16 protein-coding genes are annotated in these 18,039 nt (G+C 61.0%); 8 read left to right on the top strand and 8 right to left on the bottom strand.

All coding sequences use genetic code 11. The features are described from left to right. Together JFT44_RS26710 and JFT44_RS26715 are read right to left on the bottom strand one after the other, a co-directional pair. Positions 1–897, bottom strand: a complete 897-nt coding sequence (locus JFT44_RS26710) for a cation diffusion facilitator family transporter (protein ID WP_198831422.1) — start codon at positions 895–897, stop codon at positions 1–3. Positions 898–1,194: 297 nt separating this feature from the next. Next, positions 1,195–2,478 carry an MFS transporter gene (locus JFT44_RS26715; RefSeq protein ID WP_057958262.1) on the bottom strand — a complete coding sequence of 428 codons (1,284 nt, stop codon included), beginning with the start codon at positions 2,476–2,478 and terminating at the stop codon, positions 1,195–1,197. 199 nt (positions 2,479–2,677) lie between these two features. Between JFT44_RS26715 and JFT44_RS26720 the strand changes: the two genes are divergently transcribed. The 4 genes from JFT44_RS26720 (at position 2,678) to JFT44_RS26735 (ending at position 6,630) form a co-directional block, all read left to right on the top strand. Then, positions 2,678–4,096 carry a short-chain fatty acid transporter gene (locus JFT44_RS26720; RefSeq protein ID WP_057442063.1) on the top strand — a complete coding sequence of 473 codons (1,419 nt, stop codon included), beginning with the start codon at positions 2,678–2,680 and terminating at the stop codon, positions 4,094–4,096. A gap of 200 nt (positions 4,097–4,296) precedes the next feature. Next, a complete protein-coding gene (locus JFT44_RS26725; RefSeq protein ID WP_186625425.1) occupies positions 4,297–4,506 on the top strand; it encodes a hypothetical protein in 210 nt (69 codons plus the stop codon). A gap of 261 nt (positions 4,507–4,767) precedes the next feature. Beyond that, complete coding sequence (locus JFT44_RS26730) at positions 4,768–5,937, top strand: hypothetical protein (protein WP_057958260.1); 1,170 nt, start codon at positions 4,768–4,770, stop codon at positions 5,935–5,937. 168 nt (positions 5,938–6,105) lie between these two features. Next, positions 6,106–6,630, top strand: coding sequence for an SET domain-containing protein-lysine N-methyltransferase (locus JFT44_RS26735; RefSeq protein ID WP_115127400.1), 525 nt, complete (start codon positions 6,106–6,108; stop codon positions 6,628–6,630). Here JFT44_RS26735 and can read toward each other — a convergent pair. Next, entirely contained in the window at positions 6,627–7,271 is a 645-nt protein-coding gene (can, locus tag JFT44_RS26740; RefSeq protein ID WP_057442066.1) for a carbonate dehydratase, read from the bottom strand. The two genes, JFT44_RS26735 and can, sit on opposite strands and share 4 nt — an antisense overlap. A 151-nt stretch (positions 7,272–7,422) precedes the next feature. On the opposite strand from can, the gene JFT44_RS26745 reads away from it, so the two are divergent. Then, entirely contained in the window at positions 7,423–7,827 is a 405-nt protein-coding gene (locus tag JFT44_RS26745) for a serine kinase/phosphatase (protein WP_198831423.1), read from the top strand. Between the two features lie 90 nt (positions 7,828–7,917). Here the strand turns inward: JFT44_RS26745 and rimI are convergent, their stop codons facing one another. Together rimI and JFT44_RS26755 are read right to left on the bottom strand one after the other, a co-directional pair. Further along, positions 7,918–8,370, bottom strand: coding sequence for a ribosomal protein S18-alanine N-acetyltransferase (rimI, locus tag JFT44_RS26750; protein ID WP_057442068.1), 453 nt, complete (start codon positions 8,368–8,370; stop codon positions 7,918–7,920). Beyond that, on the bottom strand, positions 8,363–9,115 hold the full coding sequence (locus JFT44_RS26755; RefSeq protein WP_170060244.1) for an energy transducer TonB: 753 nt from the start codon (positions 9,113–9,115) through the stop codon (positions 8,363–8,365). The genes rimI and JFT44_RS26755 overlap by 8 nt, the downstream gene beginning before the upstream one ends. Positions 9,116–9,344: 229 nt before the next feature. Here JFT44_RS26755 and mksB point away from each other — a divergent pair, with 229 nt between their 5' ends. From mksB to mksF, 3 genes are read left to right on the top strand one after another with little or no spacing between them, the layout of a single operon-like run. Further along, positions 9,345–10,622: an Mks condensin complex protein MksB gene (gene mksB / locus JFT44_RS26760; RefSeq protein ID WP_057442070.1), complete on the top strand. Its 1,278-nt coding sequence runs from the start codon at positions 9,345–9,347 to the stop codon at positions 10,620–10,622. After that, positions 10,612–11,313, top strand: coding sequence for an Mks condensin complex protein MksE (gene mksE, locus JFT44_RS26765; protein ID WP_057442072.1), 702 nt, complete (start codon positions 10,612–10,614; stop codon positions 11,311–11,313). Before mksB ends, mksE begins: the two co-directional genes overlap by 11 nt. Next, a complete protein-coding gene (gene mksF, locus JFT44_RS26770) occupies positions 11,310–14,150 on the top strand; it encodes an Mks condensin complex protein MksF (RefSeq protein WP_198831424.1) in 2,841 nt (946 codons plus the stop codon). The genes mksE and mksF overlap by 4 nt, the downstream gene beginning before the upstream one ends. Positions 14,151–14,235: 85 nt before the next feature. On the opposite strand, the gene JFT44_RS26775 is transcribed toward mksF, so the two are convergent. The 3 genes from JFT44_RS26775 to JFT44_RS26785 are packed head-to-tail and all read right to left on the bottom strand — an operon-like array spanning position 14,236 to position 17,801. After that, positions 14,236–16,539 carry a PqiB family protein gene (locus JFT44_RS26775; protein ID WP_057442076.1) on the bottom strand — a complete coding sequence of 768 codons (2,304 nt, stop codon included), beginning with the start codon at positions 16,537–16,539 and terminating at the stop codon, positions 14,236–14,238. Then, positions 16,532–17,155 (bottom strand): paraquat-inducible protein A, encoded by a 624-nt coding sequence (locus tag JFT44_RS26780; RefSeq protein ID WP_057442078.1) that lies wholly within the window; start codon positions 17,153–17,155, stop codon positions 16,532–16,534. The genes JFT44_RS26775 and JFT44_RS26780 overlap by 8 nt, the downstream gene beginning before the upstream one ends. After that, complete coding sequence (locus JFT44_RS26785; RefSeq protein WP_170060243.1) at positions 17,142–17,801, bottom strand: paraquat-inducible protein A; 660 nt, start codon at positions 17,799–17,801, stop codon at positions 17,142–17,144. The genes JFT44_RS26780 and JFT44_RS26785 overlap by 14 nt, the downstream gene beginning before the upstream one ends. Between the last annotated feature and the right edge of the window lie 238 nt (positions 17,802–18,039).

Consider the following 18,039-nt stretch of genomic DNA (forward strand, 5'->3'; position numbering starts at 1 on the left):
TCAGTGCGTGAGGGGTTCCTGATGAAAGCCCGCGCCTTCGATCTGAATGGTGACGTGGGAAATTTCGAATTGCTCATGCAGCAATTCCGTCACCTGGGCGAGGACCTGTTGCTCGCTGCCCTGCGCCGGGTCCACCACCAGATGGGTGCTCAGCACGTTCTTGCCGCTGGTCAGGGCCCAGATGTGCAAGTCATGCACCTCCCTGACCCCAGGCACCGCGTGAATGGCCTGCTCTACCGCGTCGATATCAATGCCGTCCGGCACACCTTGCAGCAGCACGTTCATGCTGGCCTTGAGCAGTGTCCAGGTTCGCGGCACCACCCAAAAACCAATCGCGGCGGCCACCACCGAGTCGACCCAGCCCCACCCGGTGAACATGATCAGCACGGCGGCAATGATCACCCCGATAGAGCCGAGCATATCGCTCCAGACCTCCAGGTAGGCGCCCTTGACGTTCAGGCTCTCGCCACTGGCCGCGCTGAGCAGGCGCATGGAAATCAGGTTGACGATCAGGCCGAGCACGGCAATCACCAGCATGCCGGTGGACTGGATTTCGGCCGGTGCCTGCAGGCGCAGGTAAGCCTCATAGAGGATGTAGAACGCCACCCCGAACAGCAGCAATGCGTTGAACGCGGCGGCGAGGATTTCGAAGCGCGCATAGCCAAAGGTGCGCTTGCGGTCCGCAGCGCGCTTGGCCACCTGGATGGCCACCAGGGAAATGGCCAGGGCCAGGGCGTCGGTCATCATATGGGCGGCGTCGGACAACAGCGCCAGGCTGCCGGTGACAAAGGCGCCGATCACTTCGGCAATCATGAAACTGCCGGTCAGGCCCAGGGCCATCCATAACTTGCGTTCATGACCGGCGCGTACGGTGGCGTGGCTGTGTCCTGCGCTCATGGCATGTCCTCGTGGGGGGATGTGCGCTGATCATAGAGCGATAAGGGGAAACCTTTGGTATGGATTTCACAATTGTCATAACGCTGCCAGCGGGGTGTTAACCACATGGGGGAGCGGGCTTGCTCGCGAAAGCAGTGGGTCAGTCAACATCAATGTTGGCTGGGCCGACGTCTTCGCGGCGATGCGGCGATCCGACAAGCCCGCTCCCACATTTGATCTTCACTGCTGTGAGCATTGCGTTCGCTTAACTGATCGGCATTCGGGCAAGCCCGTTCCCACAGGGGGAATGCGGCGGCTTTAAAAAACCGGGCGCCGGCTAAACCGCAATGCGCTGGCCACGCCCACCGCGCCCATCACCACACAGTAGAAAACGCAGATCCACGGGCTGGTGGGCATCAAGGCGATCAGCATCAACGGCGTGGTACTCGCCCACAGCGCGTAGGCAATGTTGTAGGTAAAGGAAATCCCCGACACGCGCACCGGTGCCGGAAACAGGCTGACCATCACCGAGGGCACCGCACCCACCACCCCGCAACTCAACCCCGCGATGGCATAGGCCGCGCCCAGCCACACGCCGCCGGCAATCAGGCTGGCGTAGAGCACGGCAATGCCCACCGGCAACAGCAGGCTGTAGACCAGCACCGCGCGCCAGGCGCCGATGCGGTCCACCAACAGGCCGGCCAGCACACAACCGATGTTCAGGAAAACGATGCCCAATGCACTCAGGGCGAAGGTGTGGCTGGGGCTCATGCCGAAGGTTTTCTGCATCATGGTCGGCGTGATCACCACCAGCACCACCACCGCTGAGGTGAGCACACAGGTCAGCAACATGGCCGGCAGCAATGCCTGGCGGTGGTCACGCAACACCGTGCGCAGCGGTAGTTCGGCGTCGGCCTGGCGGCGCGCCTGCATGGCCAGGAACACCGGGGTTTCACTCAGCCAACGCCGCAGCCACACGCCGATCACGCCAAACACACCGCCCAGCAGGAACGGAAAGCGCCAGGCGTAATCGAGGATCTGTTCAGGGGTGAACATCTGCGCCAGCAATGTCGCAGTCAAGGCCCCCAGCAGGTAACCGAAGGTCAGCCCGGCCTGCAGGAACCCCAAGGCATAACCGCGATGGCCGGCGGGCGCGTGCTCGGCGACAAACACCCAGGCGCTGGGCACTTCACCCCCCACTGCCGCGCCCTGCAGGACGCGCAGCGCCAGCAAAATCAGGGGGGCGAAATAGCCGATTTGCGCGTAGGTCGGCATGATCCCGATCAGCAGGCACGGCAAGGCCATCATCAGGATACTCAGGCTGAACACGCGCTTGCGCCCCAGGTGATCGGCAAAGTGCGCCATCAGGATCCCGCCCAGTGGCCGCGCCAGATAGCCGGTGACAAAAATCCCGAAGCTCTGCAACAGGCGCAGCCATTCGGGCATTTCCGGGGGGAAGAACAGTTGGCTCAGGGTCAGGGCGAAAAATACGAAAATGATGAAGTCGTAGATTTCCAGGGCACCGCCCAGGGCAGCCAGCCCCAGGGTTTTGTAGTCGGAGCGGGAAAAACGCTGCGCCTGTGGATAAGCGGTGGCAGTCATGAAGAGGCTCGGCAGACAAACAAAATGGCGTGCAGGTTATGAGCTGAACCGGATCCTGGCAATCGCCGCCGATATATTCGTTTTACTCATTGATCCATGAAAATAACAACATTCCCAAATAAATAGCCGTGGGCCAAGATGCAGCGATACCTTGCCAACACCCCGACGCTTGCATAATAACTACAAGAGGTACTCCCACATGGCCGACCCTATCGAAGATAGCCGTTATGCCCGCTTTGCCCTGCGCTGCTCCAATTTTGCCGAACGCTGGTTTCCCGACTCCTGGGTGTTTGCCGCCCTGGCGGTGATCATTGTCACCGTGGCGGTTCTGGGCATGGGCGCTGCGCCCACCGACGCTGCCAAGGCCTTTGGTGATGGTTTCTGGAGCCTGATCCCGTTCACCATGCAGATGGCCTTTGTGGTGATTGGCGGCTATGTGGTGGCCAGTTCGCCGCCCGCCGTAAAGCTGATTGATCGCCTGGCACGCATCCCGAAAAACGGCCGCTCGGCCGTGGCGTGGGTGGCGCTGATCTCGATGGTCGCGTCGCTGCTCAACTGGGGCCTGTCCCTGGTGTTCGGCGGGTTGCTGGTGCGGGCCCTGGCCCGGCGCACGGATTTGCGCATGGACTATCGCGCCGCTGGCGCGGCGGCTTACCTGGGCCTGGGCGCCGTGTGGGCGCTGGGATTGTCGTCATCGGCCGCGCAATTGCAGGCCAACCCGGCCAGCTTGCCGCCGTCGATCCTGGCGATCACCGGGACCATCCCCTTCACCGACACGATCTTTTTGTGGCAATCGGGGGTGCTGTTGCTGGCACTGATCGTGGTGTCGCTGATCATCGCCTACGTCACCGCACCGGGGCCCAACTCGGCCCGTGATGCCAAGGCCTGTGGCGTGGACCCGGCGTTCAACCTGCCCAAGCTACAACCGCCAACCCGCCCGGGGGAATGGCTGGAGCACAGCCCGCTGCTGACCATCCTCCTGGCACTGCTGGCCGCCGGCTGGCTGTTCCACGAGTTTTCGACCAAGCCTGCGATCAGCGCGATCTCGGGGCTCAACACCTATAACTTCCTGTTCCTGATGGTCGGCGCCCTGCTGCACTGGCGCCCGCGCAGTTTCCTCGACGCAGTGGCGCGCGCGGTGCCCACCACCACCGGGGTGTTGATCCAGTTCCCGCTGTACGGCTCCATCGCGGCGTTGATTACCGTGGTCAAGGGCGGCGACGGCCAGACCCTGGCCCACCATATCTCGATCCTCTTCACTTCCATCGCCTCCCACGACACCTACGCGCTGCTGATGGGCGTGTACTCGGCGGTACTGGGGTTCTTTATCCCGTCGGGCGGTGGCAAGTGGATCATCGAGGCGCCCTATGTGATGCAGGTGGCCAATGACCTGCAATACCACCTGGGCTGGGCCGTGCAGATCTACAACGCCGCCGAGGCCCTGCCGAACCTGATCAACCCGTTCTATATGCTGCCATTGCTGGGGGTACTGGGGCTGAAGGCGCGGGACTTGATCGGCTTCTCGTTTGTGCAGCTGCTGGTGCACACGCCGCTGGTGTTGTTCCTGCTGTGGGCGCTGGGGACGACGTTGAAGTACATGCCGCCGGTAATGCCTTAATCATTGGACGCCGCACCCGTCGTTATGACGGGTGCATCCAGGTCGACATTGAGCGCCGTTGTTCCCTCTGAATATTTCAGGAAGGGAACCACGCGTTAATGACGGGCCACCTAACAGTGTCTTTTAGTAGCACCAGACACTCTTCAACTTAACTAAGAGACCACAACTAATTATTTAGAGTTACAACTGGAGTCATACCGATGAATATCGCACCTACCGCTACTACGCCCACACCTCAAAACAGTGCTGAGACTGGCAATACCCAAGATGTCAACCCACAGCAAAACCCCGCGTTGAAAAAATTCAAACAATTCAAACCGGCGTTCGGCCAGCCGGCGGGAAGAATAGTATTTGCAGAGTCAAACCCTAACAAAAACCTTTTCAAGCCTGTTGCAGCGTTTAAAGGCTGATTCCTTTATAGAGGCTGTGATCCCCCTCAAGCCCTGGAGCTTCACAGCCTGCATTGAACACTTACAAGTAACGCGATGATCTCAAGCCTAGTTGCACATTCATGGACAACCACAGCAACGCGCAGCACTTCACGATATAGCGAGGCGGCCAGGCCCTGCAAAAAAACCGCATTTTCCGAGGCATTTTCCCGGTCAGCCGCTACTGTGTGAAGGTGGGCATTCATCCCGCGCAGACGGGCATTAGCTGACAAGGAAACATGCATGTTTAAACTGACCAGGCTGTCCTTCACCTTTGTCGCACTTGCTGTGAGCACGGTCGTACAAGCCGACGTCGAACTTGATCTGGGCACGGCACAACGGGTCACGCAATTGTTCGCCTACCCCAACAATTGCAGCGTGATCTGCTTTCGGCCGCTGACCCTGGAACAGACCGTCGAACACTATCTGACCCAGAGCCTGCAGCGCGATGGCTACAGCCGGGCCAGGGTCAGCGTGAAGACCGAGCAGGGTCAGGTCCGCGCGCGCTTTACCGGGGTACCCGATGGCTATGGGCAGCCCTTGACCGCGTTGCTGAACACCGCCGACCTGGCTTACGAGGGCGCCAGCCGGCTCAACCGCGATGGCAAGTGGCAATTTAGCTGGTACCTGTTCCTGCCGCTGGGCATGGCCCTGGAAAACCGCAAGAGCATCGAGTTGATGCACTTTCCGCCGGATTACTCCCTGACCCACTACCAGGACTATCTGGAATCAGCCACCACCGACCGTTGGGCCACGCTACTGAGCGCCAACGGTATACCGGCGACCCAGACCCCGGAATACCAGACCATCATTGATATCGCGCCCATTGCCGCCCCCTCCACGGCGGGCAAGGATCTGGAGGGCGTCTACAGCTACTTCAGCGAGTATCAGACCCGGGTTGTCCGGGAACTGAGCCTGCACCCCACTGGCCCGTTGCCCATGGTCGCCTTCGGTGCGCCCGTGCGCAGTTGGATCCAGCAACACTACGGGCAAACCCTCGGGGTACTGGGCCTGACGCAAATCAGCCCGGTCGAAGACAGTAAAGTTGCAGTGCTGGGGGCCAATCACCCCAGTTACATCTGGTACGCCGCCAACCCGGACAGCTACGACGGCGACGAACAGAAAGCCGACGAGGCCGGCTTGAAAGTCATGGGCCAGGACTTGAGCGCGGCCTGCTGGCAAGCCGGGATGGGGCAAAAACCTGCCAGCGACCCCAATGTGTTGCTCAAGGGCTGCATGAACACCTGGCAGGTGACGCGCAAGGAGCAGACCTGCGAATTGTTCTACACCTCGGTGCGCGAATTGTCCGCCGAGCAGGCCAAGGAAAAATGCACCAGCGCCTCGATCAAGCCCCAGCTCAAGCGCCTGAAAAGCCCTCTGCCAGAAGCGTCTGTCGCGGCGCCGGCGCTGTAGGCTCCTGCCCTTATCGCCAGTGTCTTACGCAAAAAAGCCGATACCCACTGTCAGATTTGACAGTAGATATCGGCTTTTTTTTGCGCAAACCTTGAGCGGTGCCCATTTGCTGCAAGACTGGCAGTCATAGCAACACCAGGAGGTCGATGCAGCCCGACAAGGAATGCTATGAAAACCCAGATCATGGAAGAGGCGCCTGCTGCGGCCAGTGACTGTCTGTACCCCTTCGCAACACTGTTGGCGAAAAAAGGTTACCCCTCGCGTCAAAACTTTGAGGTGGTACACACCCGCAATGGGCGCGGAACCGGGATCAAGGCCAAGGTGGCCTTCGACAGCCGTGTGCGAATCGCCAAAATTTCCGGGCACGCCCTGGGTGAACGGCGTTTGCACACGCTGCAGGTGTCTTCACGCATCCACTTGTACGACCCGTGGTTCAGCGGCCTGCTCCTGCATTCGTGCGATCCGAATGTGTTCCTCGACATCAGCGAGCTGGAGCTATGGTCGATCCAGGCCATCCGCCCTGGCACGCTGCTGACCATGGATTACGCCACCACCGAGGATGTGCTGTACCGGCAGTTCCCGTGCCGTTGCGGCGCGGGGAACTGCCGGGGCTGGATCACCGGCATGAAAGAGCCGCTTAACCAGCAAGGCCAACTGTTTATGGAACAGTGGCGCCAGCGCAAACGCTCTTAAAGGGCCTCCACCGGACGCAGGCGGTACTGCGGCGGCAGTTGCTCGAAGCCGGTGATGGTGGCGTTGAGGCTTTTCCAGCGGCCGTCCTTGATCCCGTAGATGCACCCGTGGATCGACAGGCTCTGCCCGCGATGCCAGGCGTTCTGCACGATGCTGGTGTGACCGACATTGGCGACTTGCTGGATGACATTGAGTTCACACAGGCGATCGACACGTTCTTCTTCGGTAGGCAACTGGGCCAGTACTTCGCGGTTCTCGTAGTACAGGTCGCGGATCGACCGCAACCAACCGTCGATCAGGCCGAACTGGCGGTCCTGCATCGAGGCGCGCACGCCGCCGCAGCCATAGTGGCCAGTGACCAGGATATGTTTGACCTTGAGCACATCCACAGCGTACTGGATCACCGACAGGCAGTTGAGATCGGTGTGCAGCACCACATTGGCCACGTTGCGGTGCACAAACAGGTCGCCGGGTAACATGCCGACGATCTCGTTGGCCGGCACCCGGGCGTCCGAACAGCCGATCCACAGGTATTCCGGGGTCTGCTGGCGGGCGAGCTTGGCGAAGAATTCGGGATCTTCCTGTTTGATCGCATCCGCCCAGCGTTCGTTGTTATCAAGCAGGTCTTGTAGTTCGTTCATCAGGGAAAGCCTCAGGAATGATGCGCAGCTTTGACAGACGACCGCCCGTCCGGGTCACGCCGTCTATAAAGATAGCCGGTCGGTAATGACTTGAATCTTGGGGCGCCCTGCCTGTCCACACACTATAAGACCCACAGTATGAGGATTGACCATGACTGAATCACGACGTCCGTACGGCGCTACGCAGCCCGAACCGATTGATGACAACGAAGATCGCATGGGCTCGATGCGGGAGCTGGATTTTGACGAGGAGACGCCGACGGCGGAAATCGGCGATGAGATCCCCCTTGCTGAGCGCGAGCACCTGATGCCCGACGAACGGGTACGCGAGGCTGGGATGACTGGGGCTTCGACGGCGGATCATGAATCCACGGATGATGATATGAGCCCCGAAACGCTGATTCAGGAAGACGGCGCGCGCGATGCCCTGGAAGAAGGTGAAGACGAACCGGCCGATTGGGACCTGAGCATCGTCGATGAAGATGAGATTGGCGGCGGTAATGGGTTGGATGAGGCAGAGCTGGCGGACATTGATCCGGTCGACGGTAACCGCTGATACAGCGCCAGACTTATGGTGAAGCATGGCGGTGTGGGAGCTGGCAAGCCTGCTCCCACACAAGACTGCTCCCACCCGGGATCGTGTGTGTTAGTCGACCAGGGTGCAGGCCATGACAACTGCGTCTTCGCGGCCACCGACGGCCGGGTAGTAGTCGCGACGACGGCCAATTTCATTGAACCCGTAGCGCTCATACAGGCGGAAAGCCCCGGTATTGCTGTCGCGCACTTCCAGGAAGCACTCCCGTGCATGGGCGGCATACGCCCGCGACATCAGATGCTCCAGCAAGGCCAGGCCCAGGCCACGCCCTTGGTTTTCCGGCTTGACGGTGATGTTCAGCAAATGCGCTTCATCGAGGATGATCTGCACCACGCCGTGGCCCACTTGTTGCTCGCCTTCGAACATCAACCAGATCTGGTACTTGCCCAGCCCATCGAGAAAGATGCCCCGGGTCCAGGGGTGGCTGAACGCCGCATATTCGATTTTCAGCACGGCGTCGAGGTCAGCCTCGGTCATCGGGCGGAAGGATAAAGCCTCACTCATCGGTTGTTTTCCAGCGCGCCATCAGCCGGCGCATGGCTTGCCAGACATCAGCCTTACGCTGTGGCTCTTCCATTAATAATTCCAGGCCCGGCAAGGCCCAGACCGAGCCCAGGCCTTCGACCTGCAGTTCGCGGTACCAGGCCTCGGCGTCGGCTTCGCCGGCAAACCGCACGGCCGGCAGGCCGATCAGCCACAGACACACACAGGGTTCGTCTTCCAGGCGGGCCGAGACAAAACCTTGCACAAAATCACGCGCGGCGTCCGGGCCCTGGTCCATATTGCCGCGCACCAGCAGCGGCCAGCGCACGGGCTCGCCGACGATCTGCGGGCTGTCGGGCAGGCCGGCGGCGCGCAGCATGTCCTTGAGCAGCAGGTAGGCCGGGTCACGCGTCTGGAAGCGCTCGCCGGTCGGCAACTCGACCAGCAACAGGCAACGCCCGGCCCGCAGCAACTGCAGGGCAAAACGCGGTGGCGGCACGACCGGGGCCTTGGCCACCGGAGCCGGGGCATCGTCGGCTACGGCAGCGGGTTTGGGCGCGCTCGACGGGCGGGGTACTTCGATCTTGACCCGCTCCGACGGCCGCACAGGCACCTCGGCCACGGGTTTGACCAGCGCAACCGGCGCCGCCGCTTCCTCACCCGAGGCGTCGAACGGCTCGAAGGCTTCCAGCGCCTGCAGCAGTTCGGGCCGCGACGGCGCGGCAAAGGGCAATTCGGTGCGCGGCAGCCAGTTGACCACCTGCATGGCAGTCAAGTAAGCGCGACGTCGGGACTCGATAAGCAAGGCTCGGCCACTTGTGGATAACTAAAGAGCGCAGATTCTACCGCCCTTCGACGATGATCGCCCACCGTTGATGACTTTCTCTGCATTGCTGACCGCCCATCGCGAACGCGCCCTGACCGGCTGTGGATAAATCCCGCGCCTGATGCAGTACAATCGCTGCTTTTAATTCGCCAACCAGCCGGCCATTCCGATGATCGAACCCAAGCGCGTCTTGCGCGCCCTCGCCGAACACTGGGCCCTGCTTGAGCCACTGTGCGAACACTTCGACCAAGGCACCCTGAGCCTTGGCGAGTTGCGCGCGCAACTGGCCGCCCAACAACTGGACAGCACGCCACAGGACATCACCAACCTGCTGGACGTGTGGATTCGCCTGGATATCCTGGTGCCTGTCGCCAAGAGCCCGAACCGTTTCGAGCTCAACGCGCAGATCCATGACTTCCTGGCCTATCTTCGCAAGGAGCACCGGCTAGGCCTGTGCCTGGAAATCGAAGCCTACCTGCGCCACCTCGAGCGCCTGGCCGGTTATATCCAGGACGCCTTCGACATCCGCGACGGCCACGACCTGGCCCGCCAACTGCGGCTGCTGGACATGCGCGTGCGCGACGTGCTGAAAAAACTCGCCAATGACGAACAGGCCCTCGCTGCCGTGGCCGACCGGGCCAAGACCAGCGACCGGCAGATCCCGTTGCGCCAGCGTTATGCCGAGGTCCTGGCGACCTGGGACGAGTACGTCGAGCCGATGATCCAACTGGTGAACGCCGACGGCGCCTTCGAGCAAGGCGTGCGCAAGGTAGAGAACGTGCTGTTGCGCATGCTCACCGAGCAGCAACGCCTGGGCCACCTGGTGGACGACGACATGTTGCTGCGCACCCACGCACGCATCCTCGAAATGCAGACCAGCGCCCAGTTGACCTTGCGCCATGCCCGGGAACTGCTGCTGCCGCTGCGCGAAGAAGCGCGCCGGCACAACGCCGTGACCCGTGGCGCAGCGCTGGCCCTGTCGGCGATCCGGCGCAAGGGCCTGGACGCGGTGCCGCAAGCGGCGATGCCGATGTTTACCCGGCCACAGAGCACCTTCCTCGGCAGCGCCAGCCAAGTGGAAGCCTATGTGTATGCCCTGGCGAATTTCGAACCCAAGCCGGCGCGCTTCCCCAAGGCCCACAAATCCCACAAGGGCGAAGCCCAGCGTGCGCCGCGCACGGTCAAGGAGATGCTCGAGCGCTGCGAAGACGCACTGCCGATGCCCGACCTGATGACCTGGCTGCTGGAACAGGAACCAGACGGGGCCACCGACGAGTTGCTGTACTGGTTCTCGCGTTTGTCGCGGGAGAAGCGTTTCAAGCGCGAGCGCCTGGAACGCCGGGATTACCATACTCACGAGCACCAGGTCAGCCTGCGCTCATTCGCCCTGCTCCCGGCCAGCACCGACGTAGCCGAGAATTCTGCGAGCACACCTTATGCATCTTGATCTATCCGAACTGTCCCAGCTGGCGCCGATCTTTCGCGAGCTGTTCAAGGGTTACCACGTCAGCCGCCGCGACCCGGAGCTGTACGCGCAACTATCGAACTTCCAGGACCAGTACCGCACGCTGTTCAAGGCCCTGGGCTTTGAGTTGGTGTGCGATACCCGGGGTTTCTACTACTTCGTACCCGACTCGGCCATCGCCAGCGCGCAGGTGAACAAGACTGCGCAACGCCTGGCGCTGTTCACTTTCATCATTGTCGAGCACCTGGCCGACCAGGGCCGCGACCCGATTGCCGTGCTCGACGGCGGCAGCCTGGGCCGCGATGAACTGCCCTCCTTGCTGGAGAAGTACCGCGACCTGTTTATCCAGGCCGAAGTGCAGACCCAGGAAGAGCTGGAAGAAAAAATCATGCGCCGCATGACCCAGCTCGGGTTTGCCAGTGAAGACAACGGCGTCTATCGCTTCCTGCCGCCGATGCACCGCTTCCTTGATGTGTGCCTGTCGGTCCAGGCCGACCGCGACCTGGCAGCCAGCGTGCATAGCGTGCTGCCGTTGCCAGCGCCGGTGATCATCGACGAAGACAGCGATGAAAAACTGCTGCAGACCGATGATCCGCTGGACTTGAGCGAATTTGAAAGCGAAGAAGATGCCCTCGCCCGCGCCATTGCCGAAGAACAGGAGACCGATGCATGAGCAAGGAACGCTACGGCATTCGCCGCTTCGCCCTATTGAATACCGCCGGCTACAGCCTGGGCCTGTTCCCGCTGGAAGAGCCGCTGTCGGTGTATGGCGCGAACAACCTCGGTAAGTCGGCGTCGATCAACGCCTTGCAGTTCCCGATCCTGGCGCGCATGTCGGACATGAGCTTCGGCAAGTACACCCTGGAACAGTCGCGGCGCTTCTACTTCGCCACCGACACCAGCTACATCCTCGTCGAAGTCTCGCTGCCCCACGGCCCGCACGTGATTGGCGTGGTCGGCCGCGGCCCGGGCGGTGGTTTCGGCCACCAGTTCTTTGCCTACGCCGGCAAGCTGGACCTGGCCCACTACCAGAAGAACGACACCTGCCTGCGCCAGAAAGAGCTGTTCACCAACCTTGAGCGCGAGGGCCTGAAGGCTTACGAGCTCAAGCCCGATGAGCTGCGGCGCTTGCTGGTGGGTGGCCATACCTCGATCCCGCTGGACCTGACCCTGATTCCGCTGCGCTCCACCAGCGAGCAAAGCCTGAAGACCTTCCGTGCGCTGTTTATCAACCTGCTGCACATGCGCGAAATCACCGCGGCCAAGCTCAAGCAGCTGTTCCTCGATGCCTTCGAACACAGCCTGCGCTCCGGCAGCGTGGATTACATCGCCGCGTGCGAAGAAGCGTTCCGCGATGTACGACGCATGGAGCAGGACTACAACTCCCTGGTGGCCGCCGGCCCTCTGGTGGAGGCGCTGTCCAACGGCGTGAAGCAGCGGGAAATCCTGCGCGGCAAGTTGCATCGCCTGTCGCCATTGCTCGACTCACTGCTGGGCACCTGGTCGGACTACGCCAATGCACGCAAGGAAGAGCTGACGATCCAGGCCGAACACTACCGCAACGAGCAGGACGCGCTGCAGAACGATCAGCGCGGCGGCACCCAGGAGCTGATGCGCCTGGAGCGGGAAATCAGCGGCATTCAACGCTGGCTGGGCGAGTTGTCGGTGCTAAAGCATCGCTTTGCCCTGGTGGATGATGTCAAGGTCCTGGAGCAGCAACTGCTGGCGGCCAAGGATGCCCACGACGAACTGGCCGGCGCCCTGGCGCAATCGCGACAGTTCAGTGCCGAGGACCTGGACGAACGCCTGCGTGACCTGGAAAAACGCCTGAAGTCGGTCAAGCAGCAACTCGATCACGCCGACAACAACAGCTACGCCAAACTGCGGGAAGAATTCTCACAGCAGGACGTCGAGCGTCTGATGCGTCTGTTCAACAGTTCGTTGTTCAGCCTGCCGCTGGGCGAGCATGGCATCACCCTGGATGAAGACGGCCAGTGGGTCAAATCCCTGGAGCTGATCCTCGATGGCTTCACCGGCGAGCGCTTTGAAGTGCCGGGGCTGTCCATCGACATCTCGCACATCGAGCCGCCGGCCTTGCAGGCCCTGGCGGACCGCGCGGCGTTGCGCGACCAGAAGGAGCGCCTGGAAAAAGAACTCAAGCAACTCAAGACCCAGCAGGCCGTGGCCTCGGACCGCGCGGCGAGCAAGACCCAGACCGAAGCCCTGTACCAGCAGGTACTTGATGCGCAGAAAGCCCTGGAAGACTTCCGCCGCGCCCAGACCCTGAGTGCCGAGGAAGTCGAGAAACTGGAAAACCTGGCGCAGATGGAAGCGGCCCAGGATGAACTGAAGCGCTCCAGCGATGCGTTCACCGAACGCGTCCAGCAATTGTCGGCCAAGCTGCAACTGGTCGGCCGGCAGATCGGTGATATGGAAGCCAAGCAGCGCACCCTGGATGACGCCTTGCGCCGTCGCCAGCTGCTGCCGGCCGACTTGCCGTTCGGCACGCCGTTCATGGACCCGATCGACGATTCCATGGACAACCTGCTGCCGCTGCTCAATGACTATCAGGACAGCTGGCAGGGCTTGCAGCGCGCTGACGGGCAGATCGACGCGCTGTACGCCCAGGTGCGCCTCAAGGGCGTGGCCAAGTTCGACAGTGAAGACGATATGGAGCGCCGCCTGCACCTGTTGATCAATGCGTATGCGCACCGTACCGACGAAGCCCTGACCCTGGGCAAGGCACGCCGTGCAGCGGTGACGGATATCGCGCGGACCCTGCGCAATATCCGCAGCGACTACGACAGCCTTGAGCACCAGTTGGCCCTGTTCAACCGCGAGATCAACAAGCGCCAGGTATCCAACCTGCAAAGCTTCCGTATTGTGTTGGCGCCGAACAAGGAAGCGCTCAAGCATATCGACCAGATCATTCACAGTGCCGGTCAGTATGAGGAAGGCGAAACCCTCTCGGTGTTCGATCTCAGCCAAAGTGCCGAGCAGGACAACAAGAACGAAGAGGCCAAGGAATACCTGGCACGCCTGGTCGCTGCCAACCATAACCAGCTGGGGCTCAAGGACCTGTTCGAACTGGCGTTCGAGATCACCAAGGTCAATGGCCAGCCGATCATTCACACCGACATTGATGGCGCCGCGTCCAACGGCACCACCATGACCATCAAGGCGCTGACCAACATGTACTTGTTGCTGCACTTGATGGACCGCGACCAGGCCGGTCGCGTGCGCCTGCCGTACTACCTCGACGAAGCGGCGGATATCGACGAGAAGAACCAGGCGGCACTGCTGGAGACCAGCCTGCAGCTGGGCTTTGTGCCGATCCTGGCCAGTGTGAAGCCGCAGGTCTCCGCCCAGGTGGCGATCGACCTCGAAGGCGGCAGCGGGCCGAACGGGATCTACATTGATGAGGCGGACTGGAAGTACATTCGCCGGCATGATGCGGTGAAGGCGACGGTGAATGTGCAGGCGGATGAGCCGGAGTTGGATGAGGTCTGATCCGCGCTGTTGAAATGCAAAAAGGCCGCGATCCATAGGATCGCGGCCTTTTTTGTGGGCGGGTTATACGGTGTTGGTGGGGGCGCTATTTACCCAGGGGGATCTTCGGCGCCCAGATCAGCCACTCGTCTTCGAACTTGTCGAACAACGGGAAGGTCTGCTCGGGCAGCGCCGGGTTGCCCATGCGCTCGCCATCCGGCGTGGCAAAGGCGATACCGCCCTGGACCAGGGTTTCCAGGGACTCGGTGCGCACTGTCGCGCCCTTGAACAGGCCAAAGTCCAGGCCAAAGCCGCTGCTGTTCCAGAAACGGCTACCGCCGCGAACCAGCGGAGCGTATTTGGGCTCGATCAGCACATGGATCAGCACACGGTCAGCGGTCTTGCCCAACTCGTAGCCGGTGACCTTGCCGACTGTGACTTCCCGGTAGGTGACTGGCACGCCGACTTTCAGCGAGCCACGGCGGGCGGCGCTGAGTACCAGGCTCAAGCCGGCTTCTTGCACGTTGCTCTCTGGCGGTTGGGCCAGGGCCACGAAGTTCTTTTGCGCACCGCTGCTTTTCACCGCCGGCAGCACTTCGATGTATTGGCCGGTGACCAGGGTTTCCAGGTTGGCGGTCTTCATCAGGCCCAACTCGGGCTTGACCACCCAGAACTGGCTGCCGGTACGGGCGATCCGCTCAGGGACTTCGGTGATGCGCGCAGTGAGCATCACCGACTGCATGTCCGGGCTCAGGTCAACGCTTTCAATCTTGCCCACGTCCAGGCCTTTGAAGCGAATCGGCGTATCGGTGCGCAGGCCATCGGCGCGGTCAACCTTGATCGTGATCAGGGTGCCACGCTGGGTGGAGGCTTCGCGATCGGCAAACAGGCGGAAACGCGGGATGCGATTTCTCAGCGGTACGTTCGGCTCTGGGGTCTCAAAGGCGATCCCCCCGGCCATCAGGCTTTGCAGGGATTCGCTTTTGACCTGGATGCCGCCGGTGAGCCCGCCGGTCAGGGTCACGCCACTGGCATTCCAGAAGCGCGTCGAACCGTTGACCAGGCCTTCATATTCCTTCTCGATATGCACGCCGATCACCAGTTGCTTGCGCTTGCGCGAAAACTGGTAGCTCTGCACCGAACCGACCTTGACCTGTTTGTAGAGGATCGGGCTGCCAACTTCCAGGGAGCCGAGGCTTTCTGTGAGCAGGACCAGGTGCAAGCCAGGGGAGCGCAGGTCCAGCGGTGGCGCCTTGGCCCGGGCCACAAACTCGCGCTGGGGGTTTGCGCCTTTGTCACCAGGGCGGATGGCAATGTAATTGCCCTTGACCAAGGCTTCCAGGCCGGTGATGCCCGCCAGGGAGATGGATGGCTTGACCACCCAGAACTGGGTGCCCTCCACCAGGTAATCTTCGGCCAATGGGTCGAGGGTCAAGTCGGCGCTGGCGCTGGACAGGTCAGAGTCAACCTTCAGAGCCTTGAGGCTGCCGACCTGGATGCCTTTGTACATCACCGGCGTACGACCGGCTTGCAAGCCCTCGAAGTCACTGAGCTTAACCTTGATGCGGATCCCTGCGGCGGCGGCATCGAAGTCTTCGTACAGGCGGAACGGCAGGCTCGGGTCGGTGGGCGGGCTGTCCTTGCGGTTCTCTGGCGTAGCGAAGGCAATCCCCCCGGCGACGATGCTGGCCAGGGACTCGCTGCGCACTTTGACCCCGGAGAGGTTGGCGTCGATGCTGATGCCGCTGGCATTCCAGAAACGCGTATGTTTGCGCACCAGGCTGGCGTAGGTCGGCTCGATATAGACCTTGATCTCGACCGTGTTCTGATCAGCGGACAGCAGGTAGCTTTTGACCTGGCCGACCTGGATCTGTTTGTAGAACACCGGGCTGCCACGGTCCAGCGAGCCGAGCCGCTCGGCCTTGACCGTCAGGTGCAGGCCGGGCTTGGCGTCGGATAATGGGGGCTCTTCGGAGAGCGCCTTGAATTTACGCGTGGGCTCACCATCGCCGGGGCTGGCGGCGATGTAATTGCCCGAGACCAGGGTTTCCAGGCCAGTAATCCCGGCCAGGCTGACGCTGGGCTTGACCAGCCAGAAGCGCGTATTGGCCTTGAGGTATTGCTCGACATCCTTGTTCATCTCAATAGTCGCAATCACCCCACGATTGCTGCCCTCGTCATCCAACGCCAGGGTCTTGACCTTGCCCACGGTCATGCCTTTGTAAACCACTTCGGTCTTGTTGACCTGGATGCCTTCACCGCTTTCAAAGCGAACCTGGATCTCGATGCCCGTCTGGGTGTAGGCGCGCCACCCGAGCCAGCCACCGATCACCAGGGCGATCAACGGCAGTACCCAAATGGCCGACCAGTTCGAAGCGGGGCGGGTTTTAGCCTTTGGCAAATCAGTCATGGTCGTCGTCCGACTCCGTGTTATCCCAAATCAGTCGGGGATCGAAAGTTACTGCGGCAAGCATCGTCAAGATCACCACACTGGCGAACGCCACGGCACCGAGATTGGCCTCGATACTGGCTAGTCGCCCAAAGTTAACGACCGCCACCAGAATGGCGATCACGAAGATATCCAGCATGGACCAGCGACCGATAAACTCGATAAAGCGGTACATGATAATGCGTTGTCTGGCGGAAAGCGGCTGATGACGTTGCACCGAGAACAGCAGCAGTGCGATGCCTACCAGCTTGAAGGTCGGCACCAGGATACTGGCAATAAACACCACGGCGGCAATCGGGAACATGCCGTGCTGAACCAGTTCGATCACGCCGGACATGATGGTGCTTGGAGCGCCCTGCCCCAGTGAGTTAACCGTCATGATTGGCAACAGGTTAGCCGGGATGTACAGAATTGCCGCAGTAATCAGCAACGCCCAGGTGCGCATCAGGCTGTTCGGCCGGCGCGCATGGACCAGGGCACCACAACGGGTGCAGGTTTGCTCGTCGGTGTCCGGGTCCTGCCTGTTCAGTTCGTGACATTCGGTACAGATCAGAATGCCAGCATCAATCGCCCGCATGTTCGTCCTCCCCGGACAACGCTTGCCAGATCTGATGGGGTGACATCACCACCTCCAGCAGTACCTGGACCATCAACAGGCTGATAAAACAGGCCAGTCCCAGGCCTACGCTAAGGGCAGCCATATCGGCCAATTTTACAATCGCCACCAGCACGCCCATCAGGTAGACCTCCAGCATCCCCCAATCGCGCATATGGTGATAAATACGGTATAGCAACAGGCCATAACTGCGGCCTATGTTCCAGCGGATACTGAGCAGCACCGCAAGCTGGCAGAGCAGCTTGAGCAACGGAATGCCCATGCTGCACAGGAACACCACCACCGCCACGCCTTGCATGCCGGTATTGAACAGGGCAACTACACCGCTCCAGACCGTGTCCTGCGAAGACTGCCCGAGTAGATTGAGCTGCATGATGGGTAGAAAGTTCGCCGGGATGTACAGCAATAGCGCTGCGATCACCAAGGCAAGGCTGCGCTCTACGACATTGAAGCGGTGGGCGTACATCTCATAACCACAGCGTGGACACAGGGCCTTTTCACCGTGCGCAAGCTCTGGCTTGCGCATCAGCAAGTCGCACTCGTGGCAGGCAACCAGGTCCTCCAGCGGTAGGTCGGACACCTGGGTGGTATCAACCGGGTCGGACATATAGGACTCTAAGACAAAATGATCAGGTGTCTATTCTAGTGTTCTGGTTCAGAAATAACTGTGCAAATTTGTCGGGATCAAGCGATGGCGATAGGCCAGAACCTTTTCGATCGCCCAAAACAAAACCCCAACTGCTTTCGCAATTGGGGTTTCGGAATTTAATCTTGACGATGACCTACTCTCACATGGGGAAACCCCACACTACCATCGGCGATGCATCGTTTCACTACTGAGTTCG

This window comes from Pseudomonas sp. MF5691, from assembly GCF_016405645.1.
GTDB lineage: Bacteria > Pseudomonadota > Gammaproteobacteria > Pseudomonadales > Pseudomonadaceae > Aquipseudomonas > Aquipseudomonas shahriarae.

What these genes read in the sequence shown, in the direction of transcription:
- JFT44_RS26710 (WP_198831422.1), bottom strand. Translation starts at nt 897, where the DNA reads ATGAGCGCAGGACACAGCCACGCCACCGTACGCGCCGGTCATGAACGC.
- JFT44_RS26715 (WP_057958262.1), bottom strand. Translation starts at nt 2,478, where the DNA reads ATGACTGCCACCGCTTATCCACAGGCGCAGCGTTTTTCCCGCTCCGAC.
- JFT44_RS26720 (WP_057442063.1), top strand. Translation starts at nt 2,678, where the DNA reads ATGGCCGACCCTATCGAAGATAGCCGTTATGCCCGCTTTGCCCTGCGC.
- JFT44_RS26725 (WP_186625425.1), top strand. Translation starts at nt 4,297, where the DNA reads ATGAATATCGCACCTACCGCTACTACGCCCACACCTCAAAACAGTGCT.
- JFT44_RS26730 (WP_057958260.1), top strand. Translation starts at nt 4,768, where the DNA reads ATGTTTAAACTGACCAGGCTGTCCTTCACCTTTGTCGCACTTGCTGTG.
- JFT44_RS26735 (WP_115127400.1), top strand. Translation starts at nt 6,106, where the DNA reads ATGAAAACCCAGATCATGGAAGAGGCGCCTGCTGCGGCCAGTGACTGT.
- can (WP_057442066.1), bottom strand. Translation starts at nt 7,271, where the DNA reads ATGAACGAACTACAAGACCTGCTTGATAACAACGAACGCTGGGCGGAT.
- JFT44_RS26745 (WP_198831423.1), top strand. Translation starts at nt 7,423, where the DNA reads ATGACTGAATCACGACGTCCGTACGGCGCTACGCAGCCCGAACCGATT.
- rimI (WP_057442068.1), bottom strand. Translation starts at nt 8,370, where the DNA reads ATGAGTGAGGCTTTATCCTTCCGCCCGATGACCGAGGCTGACCTCGAC.
- JFT44_RS26755 (WP_170060244.1), bottom strand. Translation starts at nt 9,115, where the DNA reads ATGCAGGTGGTCAACTGGCTGCCGCGCACCGAATTGCCCTTTGCCGCG.
- mksB (WP_057442070.1), top strand. Translation starts at nt 9,345, where the DNA reads ATGATCGAACCCAAGCGCGTCTTGCGCGCCCTCGCCGAACACTGGGCC.
- mksE (WP_057442072.1), top strand. Translation starts at nt 10,612, where the DNA reads ATGCATCTTGATCTATCCGAACTGTCCCAGCTGGCGCCGATCTTTCGC.
- mksF (WP_198831424.1), top strand. Translation starts at nt 11,310, where the DNA reads ATGAGCAAGGAACGCTACGGCATTCGCCGCTTCGCCCTATTGAATACC.
- JFT44_RS26775 (WP_057442076.1), bottom strand. Translation starts at nt 16,539, where the DNA reads ATGACTGATTTGCCAAAGGCTAAAACCCGCCCCGCTTCGAACTGGTCG.
- JFT44_RS26780 (WP_057442078.1), bottom strand. Translation starts at nt 17,155, where the DNA reads ATGCGGGCGATTGATGCTGGCATTCTGATCTGTACCGAATGTCACGAA.
- JFT44_RS26785 (WP_170060243.1), bottom strand. Translation starts at nt 17,801, where the DNA reads ATGTCCGACCCGGTTGATACCACCCAGGTGTCCGACCTACCGCTGGAG.